Consider the following 19,495-nt stretch of genomic DNA (forward strand, 5'->3'; position numbering starts at 1 on the left):
CGACAGACCGCCTTGCCTGCGCTGGATGCGTGGCGCTGTGGAATCGCAGTCTTTCATGCATTCGCATGGCGCGCGGCGCGCAGCGCTTGCCGTGCGTCCCTCCACGACGTCATGCGCAGGGGCTCGACCGACATTTTCGACATTTCATGGCAAGGAGATAGCATGGCTTCTGCAATTATCGTTTTTTCGCATCTGCGCTGGGACTTCGTTTTTCAGCGCCCGCAACACCTGTTGTCGCGCCTGGCCGCGCAATATCCGATCGTATTCGTCGAAGAACCAGTCTGCCACGAGAGCAACACCTTCCTGACCACCTATTCGCCGGCACCCAATGTCCTGATATGCCAGCCGCACACGCCGGTGAACATGCCCGGTTTTCACGACGATCAGCTGCCATATCTGCAGAAGCTGCTGCGCCAGCTGGTGCGCGACTACCACGACCACATCGCCTGGTTCTATACGCCGATGGCGCTGCCGCTGCTGCAGGAAATGCAGCCACGCCTGGTGGTCTACGACTGCATGGACGAACTGGCCTCTTTCAAGAATGCGCCGAAACAGCTTCTGCAACGGGAGAGCGCCTTGCTGAAGGTGGCCGACATCGTCTTCACCGGAGGGCAGAGCCTGTATCGCTCGAAGCGCGACCGCCATCCGAATGTGCACTGCTTTCCCAGCAGCGTCGACGCGACGCATTTCGTGCAGGCGCTGGACCGAAGCAATTCGCATCCCGCACACAAGGACATTCCCGGCCCGCGCCTGGGGTACTACGGGGTCATCGATGAGCGCTTCGACACGGAGCTGATAGCCAAGCTGGCGGACGCGCATTCGTCCTGGCAGGTGGTGCTGGTCGGTCCGGTGGTGAAGATCGATCCCGCCACGCTGCCACAGCGCACGAATATCCATTATCTCGGGCAGCAACCCTATCACTCGCTGCCGAATTTCCTCGCGGGTTGGGACGTCTGCCTGCTACCTTTTGCGCTGAACGAGGCGACGCGTTTCATCAGCCCGACCAAGACGCTGGAATACATGGCCGCGGAACTGCCGATCGTCAGCACGCCGGTCACCGACGTTGCCGAGGCATACAGCGATATCGTCACCATCGCGGATGATGCGCCGGCTTTCATCGCGGCCTGCGAAGCGGCGCTGCTGGCGTCCCCGGAAGAGCAGGACAGAATGATCACAGCGATGCGCCGGGTGCTGGCATCGACATCCTGGGATTCGACCGTGGAGAAGATGCGCGCGCTGCTCGACAGCACGCCGCGCCGCCAGCCGGGAACGCTCACGGTGTCGACACCCGACGAGCCGGTGGTCAACCTCAATCGCCTGCGCCAGCATGAAGCGCTCAAGTTCGCCCGCACCGCCATCATTGGTGCCGGTCCGACCGGCTTGAGCGCGGCTTATCACCTCGGGCATGACGCGGTCCTGCTGGAGCGCAATTCCATGGTCGGCGGATGGTGCCGCTCGATCAAGGACAATGGCTTCACCTTCGACTACGCCGGGCACATCATGTTTTCCAACGACCCTTATGTGTTGGAGTTGTACGACCTGCTGCTCGGTTCCAACGTGCACTGGCAAGACCGTGAAGCCTGGGTGTACAGCAAGAACGTCTACACGCGCTATCCCTTTCAAGGGGCGCTGTACGGCTTGCCGCCCGACGTCATCAAGGAATGCATCACCGGCGCAATCGAGGCGCGCTTCGGCAGCCTGAGCAAGTCCGGTGCCGGTACCGGGCCCGCCACCGGTCCTTCAAAAGCGCGCGCACAGGATTGCTGCGCCGACGGCGGCGTCGCCTTGCCGGATTCGAAGGTTGCGGCGCTGGAGCGACGCAACCCGGCCAATTTCGAGGAATTCATTTATCAAGTGTGGGGCGCGGGCATCGCGAAGCATTTTGCGATTCCCTACAATCGCAAGCTGTGGGCCGTGCCTCTGAACGAGATGGAAACTTCATGGCTGGGCGGGCGCGTACCCTTGCCGAACCTGGAGGAAATCATCGACGGCGCGCTGCAGCCTGTCGGCAAGCCGATGGGGCCCAACGCGCGCTTCGGCTATCCCTTGCGCGGCGGCTTTCAGGCGCTGATGTCCGGCTTCGTGCCGCACATCAAAGGCACCGTCGAGCTGAATGCGGAAGTGACACACATTTCGCCGAAGCAGCGCATCATCGCGCTGGCGGATGGCCGCCGCTATCAGTACGACAATCTGATCAGCACCATGCCCTTGCCGGAACTGGTCAGGATGATCGGCGATGAAGCGCCCGACGAGGTCAGGCAGGCGGCCAAGGGGCTCAAGCATATCTCGGTGCGCTGCGTGAATCTGGGGGTGGCGCGCGAGAACATCACCGACAAGCATTGGATCTACTATCCGGAAGACACGATCTTCCATCGCATTTTTGTCCAGGGCAACGCCAGCCCCGAATGCAACGCGCCCGGCGGTTTCGGCATCACCTGCGAGATTAGCTATTCGCCGAAGTGGAAGCCATTGCCGGCCAGTGGCAAGGAATTGATTGATCGCTGCATTCAGGATTGCATCAAGGTCGGCATGTTCCGTCCGGACGACAAGATCATTGCCGCCAACGAAATCGACATGCCTTACGGCTATGTGGTGTATGACCATGCGCGCGCCAAGAACGTGGACATCATCAAGTCCTGGCTGGCCATGCACGACATCATCCTCGCCGGGCGCTACAGCGAATGGGAGTATTACAACTCGGATCATGCCTTCATTGCGGGCAAGAAGGCAGCCGAGGCAGTGAAGTGGGTCGAGCCGAAGAAAAGCGCGCTCGCCGCCGAGTAGGGCGGTGGCACGCGGCTTGCTGCATGGTTCCACATGAACGCCTCTGGTGGGAACCGGATGTTTGCAAAGGAGGAAGCATGAAAGTCTCGCTTCGCATTGGATTGCTTATCCTCACTGCTGTCGGATTCGGCACAGCCGCCATGGCGCAACCTTCCGCCTTGTCCGGAAGCACGGAAAACATTTCAGGACAACCGAAAGGCAACTCAGTACGGCAACAGCATCTGTACCGCGGCAGCAAGATCATCGGCGCCAACGTCAGGAATCCGCAGAACGAGAAGATCGGTGTCATCAGGGATCTCATACTCGACAGCCGGCGCGGCGAGATTGCCTATGCGGTGGTGAGTTTTGGCGGCGTGGCCGACGCCGGCAAGAAATATCACCCCATCCCGTGGCAGGCCTTGCAGCCGAGTGACGACGGAACGTTTTACACGCTGCAGGCGGACCGCGAAACGCTGGGCCATGCGCCCGGCTTTGACAAGCGGAAATGGCCGGACATGGCGGACCAGCAGTGGAGTGCCGATGTCGACCGCTTCTGGAGCCGCAGGGTGGGCCGCGGCACGGCCGGCATCAACAATCTGTCGCCCGGCGGTGCTGCGTCCGGCGCAAGTGGAGCAAGCGGCAAGGGGGCGAGCGGCAAGTCCACCCCCGCACGATAGAACCTGTCTTGAATAGTGTGAGGAGCGTGTGCGGGCATCGCCCGGCGCGAAGGAGAACCGAGCTCCCGACACGGATTCATGACGGGCACTAACAGGGAGTCAATCGAAAAGCGTCTGCATCGGTTTATCGGATAAAACATCAACAGGCCGCTCTGCGGAACGCGCAGGCAGTTATTGAAAGGAAAGACTCATGAGCAATTACCCTTCTTCCACCAGCACGGGCGGTGGCGGTGCACGCGTGGTCGGCGGACAGGCAAACATGTCGGGACCAGGTCCTGAAGTGATGGCGGCCGATACGCTGCAAGGCGACAAGGTCATCAACTCGCGCGGCGAAGACCTCGGTGAAATCGAGGACATCATGCTCGATGTGCCGAACGGCCGCGTCGCTTATGCGGTGCTGTCGTTCGGCGGCGTGATGGGAATCGGCGACAAGCTGTTCGCCGTGCCCTGGAGCGCACTGACGCTGGATGCCGACCGCAAGTGCTTCGTGCTGGATATCGACAAGGACCGGCTGAAGAATGCGCCGGGCTTCGACAAGGACCACTGGCCTTCCATGGCCGACACCACCTGGGCCAACGAAGTGCATTCCTACTACAACAGCAGGCCATACTGGCAGTAGTGCAAAAAAAACGGGATTCAAGGAAAGCGCACCGGGGCGGTATTCCCCGCAAGGAGATTCCGTTACGGGAGCTGCCAACCGGATCAGGCGCTTCCTGAGTGCCGCAACCGGAGACGGAAATGGCGTCGGCGAACGGCGCCATTTTCACGTGGGCGCCTAGGCTCTCATTGAGCGAGACACGACAATGGAAAACTTCTTATCGATCGATTGGGGAGAATTGTTCGGCCTGAGCCTTCCCTTGTCAGAGATCCTGATTCGCGGCTCGGCGATGTACTGGTTCCTGTTTCTGATCTTTCGCTTCGCGGTGCGCCGTGAAGTCGGCGCGGTAGGTATCGCCGACATGCTCGTGCTGGTGATCGTGGCCGACGCGGCACAAAACGCCATGGCAGGCGAATACCGCAGCATCTCAGATGGCATGGTGCTGGTGGCGACGCTGATCGGCTGGAACGTGTTCCTGGACTGGCTGGGCTATCACGTGCCCGTGTTTCGCAAACTGGCCGAGCCCGGCCCCCTGCACCTGATCCAGGACGGCATCATCCTCAAGCGCAACCTGCGCCGGGAGTTCATCACCGAAGATGAATTGTGGAGCAAGCTGCGCGAGCAGGGCGTCGATTCGCTGCCGCAGGTGAAATCGGCGTTCATGGAGAATGACGGACAGATCAGCGTGATCAAGCGGGAGAAATGACTCTTTGCAGCAGCCGTCGCGCCCGCGACCGGAAAGCCTCTTTCCGGCCACGGTGTTTAGTGAAGCGTGCGGCGGGTCCTGGCCCGGGCCATTCGTGCGGGATGCCGCTGCCGGCTGGCCGGCCTTGGCGCGCCGGCATGCGGATTGGACGGGATGAGGAACAACAGCGAATCGCCGTCATCCGCATCATTTTCCTCGAGCCAGTCGTCAAGCTCTTCCACCTCGATTTCCGTGCCCTGGCCGATGGTGAGCATGCGGTCGCCGAACGGCGACGCATCATCCGTGCAGAGATCGTCGCGAAGACTCTCGGCGTCGTCTTCGTCGCCTGTGATGGTCCAGCCTTCCTGCGCCCGTGAGATGAAAGAGGGCGGCAGCGCGAGTTCGCTCTCGCTTGTCTCGCCTGTAGCCGGATCGGACAACGCCACATTCAGGCGCGGATGGAGCGACTCGCTTGCCCAGCGCAGCGTCTGGAGCACGAGCGACTGGCCCCGCGGCACCACAGCCGCCAGGTGCTGGCGCGACTGGATGACGACGCAGGCGATGCCGATCTTGCCGGTGGTGCGCAGCAGCTCCCGGAGCAGCGCGTAGAGCTTCTCGCCGCCCGGCGCAGGCGTCAGGTAATAAGGCGTTTCAAAGTACAGAGACGGGATCTCCTGCACGTCGACGAATGCAAGGATATCCACAGCATGGGTTGATTTCGCATGGGTTGCGCGTACTTCCTGGTCAGGCAGAATCACAACAAACCTTTCTTCAAAGGAGGAGGCTCTCTGCAAGAGCGTTCCATGACGCGTTCGCCGCGCGCGCCTTGTCCAGTCGTTGCAGAGGCTTGCGCGGGGCGTGCCGCGCCACTTCGTTTTGTGCCAGGGCGGGTCAATGTATGTTCCGGTGCGACTTGCCCTTGGCGCTGCTGTCTTCGTCTTCCTCGACATCGAGGTCGTCGGTCGGAACGCCGAGCTCTTCACGCAGTTCGAGCTTGCGTTGCCGGATTTCTTCACCAAGTTCGTCGAGATCGATTTCCGCCTTCTTCAGTTTGGGGAAAAGCTCTTTCTCTTCTTCCTGGATGTGGTGCTTCACATACTCGCCCAGCACCGTGAACTTGGCGTCGTACAGGTCATCATCGGGCTCCATCGCGGCCAGCTCGGTAATGAGTTGCCGTGCCGATGCATGTTCCACCTCGGCTTCGTCCAGCAGATCCATTTCGTCGATGACTTCGCGCGCGGCGGGATAGAAAATTTCTTCTTCCACCTGAGCGTGTATGGTCAGCTCGGCGCAAGCGGTTTCGATCAACAATTGTTTCGCTTCCTCATCCGGGTCGTTCTTGATTTCCTCGAACTCTTCGAACATGTCGAGCACCTTCTTGTGATCTTCCGCAAGAACATGCAATGCATCGCTGGACGAGCCCTTGGAAGATGCGCGGGGGGATGATTTCGAGGTCTTGGACGATCCCTTGGATGTCGCATTACGTGGCATGGTGTTTCCTTTCATGGTTGGGCAGCGTGGAGGTTCTCCGCAAGCTCCATGCCATGCGTCCGCAGGCCAGAAAGACGCGATATGTGCAAGGACCCCGGCGAGGCTGCAAGACGTTTTTGCAATGCGATGTAAAAAATGCAGTTGGAAACTTTAGTTTGCGAGAAGACGCCGTGCCGGCATGTGTTCCTGCAGCAATTCCCGCGCCGCGGCGATGACGCGTTCCGGCGTTACTTCCGAGAGGCAACGATGATGTCCTTGCGGACAGACACTCTTGTAGCAGTAGCGGCAGGGAACGTCTTGAAACAGTACACGACTGGGCACCTGCCAGGGCGTGTGCTGCGGATTGGTCAATGCGTACAGGTCGACGATCGGTGTGCCGACGGCTGCGGCGATGTGCGCGGGGCCGGTATTGTTGCAGATGACCAGCGGCGCGAGCGACAGCAGCGCCGCCAGCCTGCCGAGGTCGAGACGGCCGGCCAGCGAATGCGTCTCTGCTTCGCCGCCGCGTATCTGCTCGACCAGCGCCGCTTCATCTTCATTGCCGGTAAAGACGAGAGGACAGCCCAATTGGGCTGACAGGCCGCGCGCGAGTACTGCCCAGTGCAGCGGCGGATAGCGGCGCGAGGGGGCGCTGGCGCCGGGATGGAGGACGATCCATGGCCGCGCATCGTCGATATCGAGCGTCCGCAGATAATTCCTTGCCCACGCAAGATCGGCTGGCGGTACACGAAAGGACAGGCGTTCATTGCGCGTTTCGGCGCCGATCGCCGCCACCAGGTCGAGCTGGCGTCTGACTTCATGCCGCACCTGCTCCTGCGGTTCAGTTTCGCGCACCCAGTCCGTCAGCAACTGATACGGATTCTCGCGGCAATGCGCCAGTCGCAGCGGTATGCCGGCCAGATGGCACATCAGCGCGGCCGGCAGCGGGCTCTGGCTGTACACGGTGAAAATCACGGCAGCATCGAAGCGGCGCTGCGAAAGCTGTTCGATCAGTGCGAAGTCGGCAGCGGCTTCCTGTGCTGCGCTGCTCTTCAACCATGGCGCGGCGTACTGAATCGTGTCGTCGATTTCAGGCACGTAGCGCGCCGCCGCCGCGCCGCCGGCGGAGCTGAGCAGGGTGACGTTGCTGCCGGGCAGCGATTCCTTCAGCGCGCGAATGGCGGGCGTGCTCATCAGCACGTCGCCCAGGTAATCGAGACGAATGCACAGGACGCGCCGGGCCTGCTGCCAGCGCTCCACCGTCATGGGACAGCCACTCCGCTGCTGCCGGGCCGCAGGCCGGGAATATGCATGCCCTGTTCGCGTCCACCCTGTTCGACCGACGCGATCATGCCTGCGGCCACATACAGGTTCGGCGCCGTCAGGTCCGGCATGCGATGCGCCGAGATCTTCCACTCGGTCTCGTTTCCGTTGTCGATCAGAACGGTGCGGCAGCCGGCGCGATGGCCGGCTTCCACATCATTCAGGATGTCGCCGATCATCCACGAGGCGCCGAGGTCGATGTCGTGTTCGTGCGCCGCGCGGTACAGCATGCCGGGCATCGGTTTGCGGCAGGTGCAGGGGACGGCATAGCGTTCCACCATGCCGTCAGGGCTGTGCGGGCAGAAGTAGAAACCGTCCAGCGTGACGCCGTATTGCGCAAGCTGTTGTGCCAGGCGCCGATGCACGCCATCGAGCGCGGATTCGGTGAAGATGCCCTCGGCCACGCCGGGCTGGTTGGTGACGACGAACAAGGCATAGCCCATGTGGGTGAGCAGTTGCAGAGCCTCGGCCGCCTTCCAGGTGAGCTGCACCAGGGCGGGGTTGACGTTATACGGCACGTTCTCTACAAGTGTGCCGTCCTTGTCAAGGAAGATTGCGCGCATGATTTCGCCTTGTCGTCATATCGTTCTTGTTATGCCGTCACTTCCTGCTCATGGCCACGAGGTTTCCTGCATCGGGATGACCATGATCTCCGGTATCACCGTCTGCGCCGGCATCAGCAGCACGGCCTTCACCGCCTGCGCGACATTGGCCGGGTCCTGCAGCGTCGAAACATCGATGCCCGGAAAGCGGTCGAGCAGGAACGGCGTGCTCATGCCGCCCGCGATGAGCGCGGTGACCTTGATCTTTTGCGGACGCAGTTCGGCGTGCAGCGCATGCGACAGGCCCAGCAGGCCCCATTTGCTCGCGTGATACGCGGAGGCGTTCGGCCAGGCGCGCTTGGCGGCGGTGGAGGAAATGTTGATGATGTGCCCGCCACTGCCTCTCATGTGCTTTGCGGCGTACTTCGACAGCAGGAATGGGCCGTAGAGATTGGTGCGGATCACGCGGTCCCAATCGGCATGGCTCAGCTCGTCGATGGGGCAGGTGACATCGGTGCCTGCGTTGTTGAGCAGGACGTCGAGTGTCCCGAAGCGTTCGATGGTCTCGTCGACAGCGCGTTCGGCCGCGACCGGGTCGCCGACGTTGAAGCCGATGGCATGGGTTTTACCGCCCGCTGCTTCGAGCAGGGAGGCCACCGTCTGCGCCTTGTCGAGATTGAGATCCCCGATCACGACATTGGCGCCGCAGACAGAGAACATGTGCGACAGCGCGGCCCCGAGGCCGCTGCCGCCGCCGGTGACCAGGACGGTTTTGCCCGCGAACAGCGCGGCTTCCGCGGGATCTGCGACATAACTGGATACGTTCACGTTGCTCAATGCGTTCTCCATGAAAAAATGATTTCGGTTTGTCCTACGCTACGCCGTTCCGGCGCATGCTTGTTGATGCAATCGATGCCGGCCGTCACTTCCGGATTTCAGAGGCTCAGTTCGCCCGATGCGGCGCGCGGATGCAGCGCGTAGCGGGTGGCCGGTTCCAGCACGCTCTCGTAGACGCCGGCGATGCTGGCGGCGACGTTGCGCCAGGTGTAATGCTGGTAGGCGCGCCGCATGCCGGCCCATCCCATGCGTTGCGCGAGGTGGGGATGGCGCTGCAGCCATGACAGCCGCTCGGCCAGTGCTTCCGGATCGTTGGGCGGCACCAGATAGCCGGTTTCGCCGTCGATCACGGTGGTCTTGATGCCGCCGACGGCGGTACCGATCACCGGCGTGCCGCAGGCCATCGCCTCGACCGGCGTGATGCCGAAGGGCTCGTACCATGGCGTCGTGACGAAGACGTTGGCGGCGCTGTAGTAATAGCGCAGCTGCTCGCGCTGCCGCTGGCCGGTGAAGGTGACGCATTGCGCCACGCCCAGTTCTTCGGTCAGTTGCATCAGGCGGCCCAGTTCCGGCGTGGCGACCGGGTCCGGCTTTTCGCCATTGCCGCCGACGATCAGCAGGCGCACCGGCACCTGATACTGATGGTGCAGGATCGCGACGGCGCGAATGACGTTGTCCACACCCTTGCGGGGCACCATGCGGCCGAGCTGCAGCACGATGAACTCGTCGCGGTCCAGCCCAAGGTTCTGGCGCGCGTCGAGCGTGGTCGGCCAGAATTCATCCGGGTCGAAGCCGCAGGGAACGACGTCGATCCGTGCACTCGGCGCGCCGTAATGCTGTTCCATGTCGCGCCGGTCTTGCGGGCATTCGGCGATCACGCGGTCCGCGTCATGCATCAGGCGTTCTTCGATCGCGAAGCGGATATCGGGAAAAGCGTCCGCTTCCTTCTGACACAGCCGACGCACGCGCCCGAGCGCGTGGAAAGTCATCACGAAGGGAATGCCCAGCGTCGCCTTGATCTGCTGGGCCACCATGCCAGACATAAAGAAATTGGCATGCACGATGTCATACCGCATTTTTTGCCGGCGCGCAAAGCGGATCACGAATCGCCCGAACTGTTCCATGTAAGGCAGCATGGTTTCCTTGGGAATGAACACCGGTGGACCGGCGGGCACATGGACCACGCGCACGCCGGGATGCCAGTCAAGGACCGGCTCCAGTTCATCGGAGTCGCGTCTCGTAAAGATATCGACCAGGTTGCCGAGGCGCGCAAGCTGCCTGGCGAGCTGGGCGACATACACATTCTGTCCGCCGCTGTCGATGCTGCCGATGCGCGCAAGGGGCGACGCGTGTTCGCTGATGAGAGCAATTTTTCGCATAGTTATCCACGTTGTTGGAATGGTCACATCACTGTTTGGCTGGCAAAGCAAAGCATGTACCTAGAGGATTTCCAGACACGAAAGCCGCAAGGAAAGCAGGGGGTTTGCCGCGATCGCCTGCTGCGGGCACTTTGCGGTTGCGCTCGCTTTATCGGCTGCCTATCCAAGGCAAGGACAAATATCGTGGGTAAGAAATACAGTGCGATGTAAAAACTTCGCCGGGCGATGCAGAAGTGAAAGGAATGCGCCTGAATATGCGCGTCACTGCGGCTTCGATGCAGTGAAGAAAGCTTGCTCGACACTGGCACAAGAACTGCATGGGAACATTTACCGGAGACGGCAGGAGGCATTGCCAGCCAGGCATGCGGCTGTCGTGCAATGTTGCGGACGCCGGCAGGCAGGCTGTTCGTACCAGAGCGATTTTTTTAACAGGAGATGACTATGTGGAAGAACACAACGAAATCCGCAGTAGCAGGGCTTTCTGTGCTTGTGCTCGCGGCATGCGGCAGTTCACCCATGAGCTCCAGCTCATCCGTGCCTGTCACCACGACCAGCAGCACGGTCCCGGTGACGACAACTACCAGCAGCGCATCGGGTTATGGCGTGGTGCAGGCGATTGACGTTGTGCCGCGCGAGCGGGCAGGTGTCGGCGTCGGCACGGTGGCCGGCGCTGTGGTCGGCGGCGTACTGGGCAACCAGGTCGGCAGCGGGCGCGGCAGGACGGCTGCGACGGTGGCCGGTGCAGCCGGTGGCGCACTGGCCGGCAATGCCATGGAGCAGAACGCGCGCAACAGCCAACAGATGTATCGGGTGGCGGTACGCATGGACAATGGCTCGGTGCAAACGTTGACGCAGGAAGTGGCGCCCGGCGTGCAGGTCGGCGAACGCGTGCGCCTTGAAAACGGCGTGATCGTCGAACGCTTCCGTTAGTTCGGACGGGCGCGTCGCGAAGTGCAGGCGCGCTCCGCTTGCGCTTCGTTTTTTTTCGCCCCCCTGCGCAGCATGCAAACGTTCATTCAGAAGGGAAATGGTTCTCGACCTCAACGCGCTGAAGGAGTGGGGCGACGTGATCCGTTCGTCGTTCCGTATCGTCCTGGTGTGGGCGCTGGCCTGGCTGGCGCTCGCCATGATACGCAAGCTGCTGCGTGCGTTGAAGGCGCATATCGTCAGCCGGGCTGGCGAGATGCACGATTCAATGCAAGATTCAGTACACGACTTGCGCCGCGTCGAAACCCTGATGAATGTGTTTCGCTACGCCGCGAACATCGTGCTGGTCGGTATTGCGGTAATGCTGACGCTCGGCACGATCGGCATTTCGATCACGCCCATCCTCGCGACCGCGGGCGTGGCCGGCATTGCCGTCGGTTTCGGCGCGCAAAGCCTGGTCAAGGATTTTTTTACCGGTTTGTTCCTGCTGATTGAAAACCAGATCAGCGAGGGCGACATCATTGAAGCGGCAGGCAAGAGCGGCTACGTGGAGCGGGTGACCTTGCGCCATGTGCGCATCCGGGATTATGACGGCAGCGTGCACTTCATCCCCAACAGCATGATTACCACCGTCACTAATCGCAGCAGGGGCTATGCCTATGCGGTGATCGACATCAATGTGCGCCGCCAGGAAGACCTGGACCACATTTTCACGCTGATGCATGGCATCAGCGATGACATGCGCACCAACCCCGCGATCGGTGTCGACATTCTTGAAGACCTCGACATCGGCGGCGTGGAAAAAGTGGAGGACGCCAGCATCGCGCTGCGTTGCCGGATCAAGGTGCGTCCCGGGAAGCAATGGCGCATACGCAGGGAATTTCTGCGCCGCATGAAAGCCGCGCTCGACACCGCGGAACAGGTGAAGTCCGCTGCATGACGCCGGTGTGGGGCGTCGATGAATGTCAGGCATTCGGGCACGGATGTTGCGATTGATGTCCGGTGATCCGCATCGCATTTCTGCGGACTCCGGCCGAGGATGTTTTGCTTGAGAGGAGGAATGGAGATGGCGACCAACGAAACCCGTACCGTCCAGAGCGATCCGGCATATCAATTCGATCCGGTGGCGGGATATGCGCTGCGCCGCCCGCTGTTCCCCGCGATTCGCTGGGGTGCGGTGCTGGCCGGCGTGGTAGTGGGCGTTTCCGTGCAACTCGCGCTCAGCTTGCTGGGCATTGCCACCGGACTGACTGCCACGGAATTGACCGAGGGTGAAGGCATGGGTGTCGTACCCTTGATCTGGGCCGGCGTCAGCATGCTGATTTCAGCCTTTGTCGGCGGCTACGTGGCGGCCCGCATGTCGGGGCTCAAGCGCAGGGCCGACGGCGTATTGCACGGTGCCGTCTCATGGGCGGTGACGACGATTCTGTTCGCCGTGCTTGCCACATCGATCGGCGGCAGCCTGGTAAGCGGTGTCTTCAACAACATGAGCCAGCTCGCGCGCGCCGGCGCGTCCGGCATCAGCGGCTCGCCGGTGGATGCACTGATGCGCTCGCAAGGCATGCGCATGGACCCTGAGGCGGCCCGGCAATTGCAGGAATACCTGCGCAACGGTCAGCGCGATCAGGCGGTGCAGTTGTTGATGAGCACCATGAACATGGAACAGGGTCGCGCCGAAGCGATGGTGGACCAGGCCCTGATCTTGAGCGGTTCGCCGGCAAGCGCATCGCCGCAAGGTCGGCAGAGAACCGAAAACGCAATGCAGAGCGCAGGCACCGCCGCATGGGCGGTTTTCCTGGCGGTCGCGCTGGCGCTGGTGATTGGCATTGGCGGCGGCGCATTGGGAGCGCGCGGGTCGCGCCGCGTCAGCTGGAGCGGCACCAGCCCGCAAACCTAGAGGCTGTTTGGTTCATACCAGTCTCTAGCACCGGAGTGATGACATGCAAGGTACGGCAGGCGGTCGAAATCGCAGCAATCAGCGCAGGGCGAGGCCGGCGCGTTTTACACGGATACTGGCTGACGAGTCCAGTACTGCCGGCATGCTCTACGGCTGTCCGGTGGTCAGCGCGGTTGGCGACAGGATAGGCACTGTCCATCATCTGATGGTGGACGTGCTTACCCATCAACTGCGCTACGTGGTGCTGGCGCACGGGAAGAACAGCGCAACCGTCGCCATTCCCTGGCAGGCGCTGTATTTCGATGCGGCATTGGGGCGGCTGGTGTTCTACACGCTGTGCTGACTACTTGATGCCGGCTCTGCTATTTCGCCGGCAGGAACAGGTTCTTCGCGCGTTGCTCGGCAATGCCTGCCTTTGCCAGCGCGCGCAGGCACATTGCAACGGTTCCGGCGAAGGCTTCGTCGTACCACGGATTGGCACCGCTGACGCCGACAATGATGTCGTCGACCGCGACGCTGCCCCAGAGCACCGTGTCGTTCGCTGCAAGCAGGTGCGGCCGCAGCTCTTGCACCGTGTGCCCATCCATGCCGGTGCGCCAGGCAACGCGCGCCTTGGCGCGGGCAAAGGCGGCATAATCGGCGTCCCATTTGCTGCGATCGCCGACCGCATGCTCATACAGGATCGCTTCTTCGAACGAACACGACGGCGGCCTCAGCAGCGGGTCCATCACGACGATATACAGAAAGCCGCTTTCGCCGACCTCTTTCAGTTTCATGGCTTCCTGGATCATCGGCAGGCTGAGGCCGACGGCCTTTTCGGCTGCGTGGCGATCGATGAAGTAGCTTCCGCTCGATGGCATGGGGATGTTCCTCCTGGCAGGTATCGTCAAAGTTGCGTGACCTCGCGGAACACGCTGTCCCAGTCACGCACGAAGCGCTCGATGCCGAAGCGCTCCATCGCATGGCGGCGCGCGTTCTCGCCGAGTTTTGCTGCATGCGCCGGATCATCCAGCAGTTCGCGCATGCGGGAGATCAGAATGGACAGATCGGTATTCACATAACCCGATACGCCGTCGTCGATGACCGTTGCCATTTCGGTCGTGGCGAGCGCCACGATGGGCATGCCGATCATCATGGCCTCGATCACCGCAAGACCGAGACTGGTATAGCGGATCGGGTTGAAGAAGAAACGGTATTGCGCCGCGAAGGCCGGCAGTTGATCGTGCTGGATTTCGCCGATGCCGCCTGCTTCCTGCGCGCCCATCCCGACCAGGTCGAGCGGCACGCTGTCGCGCGCCAGCGAAAACAGGTCGCCGCCGAGACGTCGGCCGCGTTGCCGGATGTTGTTGATCACCACGAGTCCGCGCGCCAGCTCGCCACGATATGCGGCGTCCCCTGGCACGATCACCCCGTGCTCGACGACGCGCGTCGGCGTGCACCCGTTGTCCCACATCAGCGCATTGAACGGCGTCACATGCACCAGCAGGACCGAAGGGTCATCGACCGGATGGCGCATGTCGGTCGGATGCTCGCGCGGCGGGTCGTGTTCCAGATAGATGCGGGGCAGGCGACGCTGCGCTTCGCTCAGGTACACATGCTGGTCCTTCAGAAACTGGTCGTCGTCCTGGAACAGGATGCAGTCGAACTGCGCGTCCTTGGCCGCGCTGACCGGCAGGTCGATGACATTGTCGCCCCAGGGCATGTGGCCGCAGCGTCCGCCATAGCCGGGCGGGCGATCGGGCTTGGACAGCACATAAAAGTCGTGCGGTGCCTGCGTCAGATAATAAAGATAGCTGCCATGCGTATGCCAGGTGAGAATTTTCAATCGTCGCTGCATGTCATCGATCAGAAAGTGCCTGCATAGAGGGCGCAACTGCGGCACACCTCGGGCGGCGTGGCAGAAGCGAGCTGTTCGCGGAACCGGTTGTAGGCCTGATTGTTCCAGACCTCGGCAACACCGTTTTGCGCCATGTCACCGAAGTGAATGCGATCCGGCGTGCCCACCATGCAGCAGGGCATGGCCTTGCCGTCATAGCTGATGTAGGAGCCGCGCCACGGCCAGTCGCAGCGTTCCCGCCCCGACATCTCGGGCGGATAGGCGCGCGGTGTGAGGTTCGGCAGGCGCAGTGTGATGCCGAGCGCGGCGGACTGCGCGCGTGCCGCATTGAAGTAGTGCTCCACAGCTTCGCTGTCCACGTCGAGCAGTGTTTGCTGATCGATGAAGGATCGCATCGGCTGGTATCGGGCCGGCAGCGTCGATTCGCCGAAGTCGTGGCACAAGTGCTGCACGAATACGGTATCGATGCCCTCGTCATGCGCAAGTTCGATGAGCCGCGGCAGCTCGGGCAGATTGCGCCGCATGACGACCGCCACCAGCCTCAGGTGCGGCAGTTCGCTGCGCAAGCGCGTCTTGGCCTGCACCAGCCGGCGCAGGTTGCGCAACACGCGCGAGAAGCGCGAGCGCACGCGGATCTCCTGATACGTTGCGGCCGTCGCGCCGTCCAGCGAGATGTGCATTGTCCCGAGTCCGCTCTTGACGCATTCCTCGGCGCGCGCCTCGCTCAACACGGTCAGGTTGGTATTGGTCGAGACATGGACACCGCGCTGTGCGGCGTACCTGGCCATATCGAAAAAACGCGGGTGCAGCAGCGGCTCGCCCAATCCCTGCAGTTGCAGCTCCGTCATCTCCGGAAACTGATCGACCAGCCTGCAAAACAGATCGAAGTCCATGAAGGCGCGTGGCTGGCCCGGTTCGCCTTCGCCGCGAAACTGGATCGGACACATGCGGCAGCGCAGATTGCACTGGCCCACCGGCTCGATCTGCACGAAGCCGGGAAGCGCAGTCATAGAAAACCCACACGGAACTTGAATGCTCCGACCGCACGCCAGAACACTGCGAGAGGCGGAATCAGTATCGAGGTCACGATCATTTCAGCGATGTGCTTCGGCGATTTGGAGGTATTCCACAAGCGCCTCACGCAGAAACGGCCGGTCATGAACAGCCAGGCCAATCCCGCCACCAGCGCGACGCCGGCGGATTGTACCAGCAAGGCCACGACGAACACCATGAGCGCGGCGACCGTCAGGTAAAAGTCCCAGCGCGGCTTCGGTCGGATCTTGCGCCGGTAAAGCGTGGGATGCTTCTTGTACAGCAGCGCGTCGAATTGCACCTTCTTCACCTGCGACAGGCTCACGCCCCAGCCGGCAGGGCGGATCGGATGCATCATCACCGCCGTCGGCTCGCGCCGGATGTTGGCGCGATAGTCGAGCAGACGGAAATGCAGATCCGAGTCTTCGCGCCAGGCAAAGCGGAAGCGCTCGTCGAAGCCGCCCAGGTCTTCCAGCACGTGCTTGCGGCAGAAGCAATTGGCGGTGACGAATTCGGCCGTCTCCAGGTTTTTCGCGTCCAGCTCGTAGTCGGTCGGCGTGCCGTTCAGGGGCATCACGATGCGTCCGCACACCACTTGCACGTCCTCGTTGAAGGCGCGCACGCCGTTCTTCAGCCAGTCGCTTCTGGCAATCGTGTCGTCGTCGGTGAATGCGATGATGGGCGCGCGCGCCGCGCGCCAGCCGTGATTGCGCGCAGCCGCCGGGCCGAAGGGGCCCATCGACGGAATATAGGTGATCTGCGGCCCCGAGCCCGCTGTATGGGCGGCCCAGCCGCTCGCTACTTCGCGCGTATCGTCGCTCGGCCCGTCGTCGACGATGATGATTTCGAAGCGTTCCGGATCGAAGCGCTGCAGCACCAGGCTGGCGATGCAGCGGCTCAGCAGTTGCGGCCGTCCGCGCGTCGGGACGACGATGGACACGGCCAGTTCAACCGGGGTCTTGCGCGTGTCCGAGCTGTCCACGCTGCTCAAGGGAGGCGCGGAGCGCGGCACGCCGAAATGGTGCTGCCGTGCCGATCGGTCGGCATCCGCTTGCTTGCCTTCGCTGTCGGCGCTGATGCCTCTCCGGTCTCGGTTAAATGCAAGTATTTTCGTCATGGAACTGTCCTGGAAAATCTTGGGTTGGGAGCGGCCTTCGCGTCAGCGCACGCAGTTTGTGGACTGACGTAAAAACCGCCTGAGTCAGACGAATCACCTGGCGGGTGTTATTGCTTGTTTGGCGACAAGAGGACGATGCAATTCCCGCGCCATCGCCTCGGCTTGAGAACGGTCAAACGGATTTCATTCCGGCAGCGTCCGCTGCATCTGATGCGCGCGCTGCGCGGCTGTCGATCCGAATCACATTAGGTCTCACACCATTTCCTTTTCGGCGCGCTGGTCGTCCGCCTCAGCACGTTGCTGCAACTTCCATAGCCGCGCATAGGCGCCGTCCTGCTGCACCAGGTCCGTGTGCGTACCGCGTTCCACGATGCGGCCCTTGTGCATGACGAGAATTTCGGTAGCGTCCACCACGGTCGACAGGCGATGCGCGATCACGAGCGTGGTGCGATTTTTCGCCAGCTTGTCCAGTTCCCGCTGGATCGCTTGTTCCGATTGCGTATCGAGCGCGGAGGTGGCTTCGTCGAAGATCAGCAGCGGCGGATTTTTCAGGATCGCGCGCGCCAGTGCGATGCGCTGCTTTTCGCCGCCGGACAGCTTGACGCCGCGCTCGCCGACCGGCGTGTCGTAGCGCTGCGGCAGCGAGTCGATCAGCTCATGGATATGCGCTGCCTTGGCGGCGGCGATGATGTCGTCCATGGTTGCGCCGATGCGGCCGTACGCAATGTTATAGGCGATGGTGTCGTTGAAGAGCAGGGTTTCCTGCGGCACCACGCCGATGGCTTCGCGCAGGCTGCGGGTATTGATGCTGCGGATATCCTGGCCGTCCACGCGGATGTAGCCGCCGCCCACGTCATACAGGCGCAGCAGCAGGCGCGCCAGCGTCGACTTGCCGGACCCGCTTCCGCCCACCACCGCAACCGTGCCGCCCGGCGGAATGCGGAAGCTCACACCATGCAGGATGGGGCGCGATGGTTCATAGCTGAAGCCGACGTTATCGAAAATGACCTCACCCCGGCTCACGCGCAAGTCGGGCAGACCGGGCGGCTCGTCGATCTCCGGCCTTTCACGCAACAGCTGGAGCAGTTTTTCCGCATTGATCTGCGCGTCCTTCGCTTCACGATAGACGAAGCCGAGCGTGTTGAGCGGCAGGCAGATCTGGATCACATAGGCGTTGATCAGGATCAGGTCGCCGACCGTCATGTGGTGCGTCATCACATCGCGGCCCGCCAGCAGCATTACCGAGGCGACGCCCATGGCGATGATGGCGCTCTGGCCGACATGCAGGATGAACAGCGCCTTCTGGTTGGCCACCACGGCGTCGGTCCAGTGGTTCATGATGTGCTGGAAGCGCGTCGCTTCCACCTTCTCGTTGGTGAAGAACTTCACCGCGTCGTAGTTGATCAGGCTGTCGGCCAGCAGGCTTTTGGCATTCGAGTCGAGCCGGTTGACGCGCCGCTGGAAAATGGCACGCCGCGCGGTAAACACCAGCGTGAAGCTGGTGTACACCATGAAGCTCACTGCCAGGACGGCGGTATACCAGAGGCTGTAGCGGGCGGTCATGATGACGATCACCATGCCGATTTCGAGCAGGGTCGGGACGATGGTGAACAGCGCGACGCCGAGCAGGAAAGCGATGCCGGTGGTGCCGCGATCGATGTCGGGCAACAGGCCGCCGAGGCGGCGCTGCGAATGAAAGCGCGCGCCCAGTTCATGCAGGTGCGAAAAGGTGTTGAGTGCATAGGTGGCCACCGTGTATTGCGTCACGCGCGAAAAGGCGAGGTCACGCAATTCATTGAACAGCGTGCTGCAAAAGCGCAGTATCGCGTAGCCCGCGAGCAGGCCGGCCGGCAGCATCAGCACCTGCTCGGGGCGCGACAGTTCGTCGACGATGCGCTTGAGCGCGAGCGGCACCGATACGACAGCCAGCTTGGCAAGGATGAGGAAGAGCACCGACAGGGCAATGCGCCAGCGGAATTTCGATACCAGCCCCCATAGTTCGCCCACGATCCTGCTTTGGCCTGTTGGCTGTTGAGTCGCGTCACGCATATTCATTGAAGACCTTTTTTGTCATGTTCATTCACACATTTGACCTGCTGTAATCTTTACAAGCCGGCCTTGCAAAATGTGCCGGATTGCATGTCGGACAGCCGGTTCTCGTCGGCGAACGCATTTGAACATCGACGCGCGGCTGTCTATCCTGATCGGAAGGGCGCGTTTGCGGCCATGCTGCATCGTGCATTGGTATGGAAGTTGCACCCGCTGGCCCGTCCCACTTCGCCGCTTGCGCGTCCCGAACGCAGCAAGTGCTCTTAGCACTATTTATTCCACGACGCCATGCACCATGGTCTTCATTGCTTTTCCCGCTGCAAGGACCTCGCGGGAAAACATCGCTTGTGTCTGTGTCCGGG

General features: G+C 61.9%; 19 protein-coding genes. 8 read left to right on the top strand and 11 right to left on the bottom strand.

Going from position 1 to position 19,495, the window contains the following annotated elements; translation table 11 throughout:
* Nucleotides 1-162 precede the first annotated feature (162 nt).
* The 4 genes from E6W33_RS03760 to E6W33_RS03775 all read left to right on the top strand — a co-directional run bounded on the left by E6W33_RS03760 (nt 163) and on the right by E6W33_RS03775 (nt 4,744).
* The gene (locus E6W33_RS03760) at nt 163-2,784 is read left to right on the top strand and encodes an FAD-dependent oxidoreductase (protein ID WP_136414489.1); all 2,622 of its coding nucleotides are present in this window, start codon (nt 163-165) and stop codon (nt 2,782-2,784) included.
* A 77-nt stretch (nt 2,785-2,861) separates the two neighbouring features.
* Nucleotides 2,862-3,440: a PRC-barrel domain-containing protein gene (locus E6W33_RS03765; protein ID WP_168798514.1), complete on the top strand. Its 579-nt coding sequence runs from the start codon at nt 2,862-2,864 to the stop codon at nt 3,438-3,440.
* Nucleotides 3,441-3,630: 190 nt separating this feature from the next.
* On the top strand, nt 3,631-4,059 hold the full coding sequence (locus tag E6W33_RS03770) for a PRC-barrel domain-containing protein (protein ID WP_136414493.1): 429 nt from the start codon (nt 3,631-3,633) through the stop codon (nt 4,057-4,059).
* 184 nt (nt 4,060-4,243) lie between these two features.
* Entirely contained in the window at nt 4,244-4,744 is a 501-nt protein-coding gene (locus E6W33_RS03775; RefSeq protein ID WP_136414495.1) for a YetF domain-containing protein, read from the top strand.
* A gap of 56 nt (nt 4,745-4,800) precedes the next feature.
* On the opposite strand, the gene E6W33_RS03780 is transcribed toward E6W33_RS03775, so the two are convergent.
* From E6W33_RS03780 to E6W33_RS03805, 6 genes are all read right to left on the bottom strand, one after another.
* A complete protein-coding gene (locus tag E6W33_RS03780; RefSeq protein WP_168798515.1) occupies nt 4,801-5,517 on the bottom strand; it encodes a Ku protein in 717 nt (238 codons plus the stop codon).
* 97 nt (nt 5,518-5,614) lie between these two features.
* Nucleotides 5,615-6,214, bottom strand: coding sequence for a hemerythrin domain-containing protein (locus tag E6W33_RS03785; RefSeq protein WP_136414499.1), 600 nt, complete (start codon nt 6,212-6,214; stop codon nt 5,615-5,617).
* 150 nt (nt 6,215-6,364) lie between these two features.
* Nucleotides 6,365-7,459 (bottom strand): lipopolysaccharide heptosyltransferase II, encoded by a 1,095-nt coding sequence (waaF, locus tag E6W33_RS03790; protein WP_211097226.1) that lies wholly within the window; start codon nt 7,457-7,459, stop codon nt 6,365-6,367.
* Nucleotides 7,456-8,079, bottom strand: coding sequence for an HAD family hydrolase (locus tag E6W33_RS03795; protein ID WP_136414501.1), 624 nt, complete (start codon nt 8,077-8,079; stop codon nt 7,456-7,458). Before E6W33_RS03795 ends, waaF begins: the two co-directional genes overlap by 4 nt.
* A gap of 48 nt (nt 8,080-8,127) precedes the next feature.
* Nucleotides 8,128-8,895 carry an SDR family oxidoreductase gene (locus E6W33_RS03800; RefSeq protein WP_247869503.1) on the bottom strand — a complete coding sequence of 256 codons (768 nt, stop codon included), beginning with the start codon at nt 8,893-8,895 and terminating at the stop codon, nt 8,128-8,130.
* 98 nt (nt 8,896-8,993) lie between these two features.
* Nucleotides 8,994-10,274, bottom strand: coding sequence for a glycosyltransferase family 1 protein (locus E6W33_RS03805; RefSeq protein ID WP_136414506.1), 1,281 nt, complete (start codon nt 10,272-10,274; stop codon nt 8,994-8,996).
* Nucleotides 10,275-10,790: 516 nt separating this feature from the next.
* Here E6W33_RS03805 and E6W33_RS03810 point away from each other — a divergent pair.
* The 4 genes from E6W33_RS03810 to E6W33_RS03825 all read left to right on the top strand — a co-directional run bounded on the left by E6W33_RS03810 (nt 10,791) and on the right by E6W33_RS03825 (nt 13,441).
* Nucleotides 10,791-11,204 carry a glycine zipper 2TM domain-containing protein gene (locus E6W33_RS03810; protein WP_247869504.1) on the top strand — a complete coding sequence of 138 codons (414 nt, stop codon included), beginning with the start codon at nt 10,791-10,793 and terminating at the stop codon, nt 11,202-11,204.
* Between the two features lie 97 nt (nt 11,205-11,301).
* On the top strand, nt 11,302-12,141 hold the full coding sequence (locus E6W33_RS03815; protein ID WP_136414510.1) for a mechanosensitive ion channel family protein: 840 nt from the start codon (nt 11,302-11,304) through the stop codon (nt 12,139-12,141).
* 126 nt (nt 12,142-12,267) lie between these two features.
* Nucleotides 12,268-13,098 (top strand): hypothetical protein, encoded by an 831-nt coding sequence (locus E6W33_RS03820; protein ID WP_136414512.1) that lies wholly within the window; start codon nt 12,268-12,270, stop codon nt 13,096-13,098.
* Nucleotides 13,099-13,141: 43 nt separating this feature from the next.
* On the top strand, nt 13,142-13,441 hold the full coding sequence (locus E6W33_RS03825; protein ID WP_136414514.1) for a PRC-barrel domain-containing protein: 300 nt from the start codon (nt 13,142-13,144) through the stop codon (nt 13,439-13,441).
* Nucleotides 13,442-13,460: 19 nt separating this feature from the next.
* Here E6W33_RS03825 and E6W33_RS03830 read toward each other — a convergent pair whose 3' ends face one another.
* From E6W33_RS03830 to E6W33_RS03850, 5 genes are all read right to left on the bottom strand, one after another.
* A complete protein-coding gene (locus E6W33_RS03830; protein WP_136414516.1) occupies nt 13,461-13,958 on the bottom strand; it encodes a hypothetical protein in 498 nt (165 codons plus the stop codon).
* Between the two features lie 26 nt (nt 13,959-13,984).
* On the bottom strand, nt 13,985-14,935 hold the full coding sequence (locus E6W33_RS03835; protein ID WP_136414518.1) for a glycosyltransferase family 4 protein: 951 nt from the start codon (nt 14,933-14,935) through the stop codon (nt 13,985-13,987).
* 8 nt (nt 14,936-14,943) lie between these two features.
* Complete coding sequence (locus tag E6W33_RS03840) at nt 14,944-15,945, bottom strand: radical SAM protein (RefSeq protein WP_136414524.1); 1,002 nt, start codon at nt 15,943-15,945, stop codon at nt 14,944-14,946.
* Nucleotides 15,942-17,084, bottom strand: coding sequence for a glycosyltransferase family A protein (locus E6W33_RS03845; protein ID WP_136414526.1), 1,143 nt, complete (start codon nt 17,082-17,084; stop codon nt 15,942-15,944). The genes E6W33_RS03840 and E6W33_RS03845 overlap by 4 nt, the downstream gene beginning before the upstream one ends.
* 252 nt (nt 17,085-17,336) lie before the next feature.
* Entirely contained in the window at nt 17,337-19,091 is a 1,755-nt protein-coding gene (locus E6W33_RS03850; RefSeq protein WP_247869505.1) for an ABC transporter ATP-binding protein/permease, read from the bottom strand.
* Nucleotides 19,092-19,495 lie beyond the last annotated feature (404 nt).

Origin of the sequence: Herbaspirillum sp. ST 5-3 (assembly GCF_004804275.1) — a bacterium.
In the GTDB taxonomy this organism is placed as follows: domain Bacteria; phylum Pseudomonadota; class Gammaproteobacteria; order Burkholderiales; family Burkholderiaceae_D; genus Noviherbaspirillum.

What these genes read in the sequence shown, in the direction of transcription:
- waaF (WP_211097226.1), bottom strand. Translation starts at nt 7,459, where the DNA reads ATGACGGTGGAGCGCTGGCAGCAGGCCCGGCGCGTCCTGTGCATTCGT.
- E6W33_RS03770 (WP_136414493.1), top strand. Translation starts at nt 3,631, where the DNA reads ATGAGCAATTACCCTTCTTCCACCAGCACGGGCGGTGGCGGTGCACGC.
- E6W33_RS03760 (WP_136414489.1), top strand. Translation starts at nt 163, where the DNA reads ATGGCTTCTGCAATTATCGTTTTTTCGCATCTGCGCTGGGACTTCGTT.
- E6W33_RS03810 (WP_247869504.1), top strand. Translation starts at nt 10,791, where the DNA reads ATGAGCTCCAGCTCATCCGTGCCTGTCACCACGACCAGCAGCACGGTC.
- E6W33_RS03785 (WP_136414499.1), bottom strand. Translation starts at nt 6,214, where the DNA reads ATGCCACGTAATGCGACATCCAAGGGATCGTCCAAGACCTCGAAATCA.
- E6W33_RS03795 (WP_136414501.1), bottom strand. Translation starts at nt 8,079, where the DNA reads ATGCGCGCAATCTTCCTTGACAAGGACGGCACACTTGTAGAGAACGTG.
- E6W33_RS03835 (WP_136414518.1), bottom strand. Translation starts at nt 14,935, where the DNA reads ATGCAGCGACGATTGAAAATTCTCACCTGGCATACGCATGGCAGCTAT.
- E6W33_RS03815 (WP_136414510.1), top strand. Translation starts at nt 11,302, where the DNA reads ATGGTTCTCGACCTCAACGCGCTGAAGGAGTGGGGCGACGTGATCCGT.
- E6W33_RS03765 (WP_168798514.1), top strand. Translation starts at nt 2,862, where the DNA reads ATGAAAGTCTCGCTTCGCATTGGATTGCTTATCCTCACTGCTGTCGGA.
- E6W33_RS03840 (WP_136414524.1), bottom strand. Translation starts at nt 15,945, where the DNA reads ATGACTGCGCTTCCCGGCTTCGTGCAGATCGAGCCGGTGGGCCAGTGC.
- E6W33_RS03820 (WP_136414512.1), top strand. Translation starts at nt 12,268, where the DNA reads ATGGCGACCAACGAAACCCGTACCGTCCAGAGCGATCCGGCATATCAA.
- E6W33_RS03830 (WP_136414516.1), bottom strand. Translation starts at nt 13,958, where the DNA reads ATGCCATCGAGCGGAAGCTACTTCATCGATCGCCACGCAGCCGAAAAG.
- E6W33_RS03775 (WP_136414495.1), top strand. Translation starts at nt 4,244, where the DNA reads ATGGAAAACTTCTTATCGATCGATTGGGGAGAATTGTTCGGCCTGAGC.
- E6W33_RS03825 (WP_136414514.1), top strand. Translation starts at nt 13,142, where the DNA reads ATGCAAGGTACGGCAGGCGGTCGAAATCGCAGCAATCAGCGCAGGGCG.
- E6W33_RS03845 (WP_136414526.1), bottom strand. Translation starts at nt 17,084, where the DNA reads ATGACGAAAATACTTGCATTTAACCGAGACCGGAGAGGCATCAGCGCC.
- E6W33_RS03805 (WP_136414506.1), bottom strand. Translation starts at nt 10,274, where the DNA reads ATGCGAAAAATTGCTCTCATCAGCGAACACGCGTCGCCCCTTGCGCGC.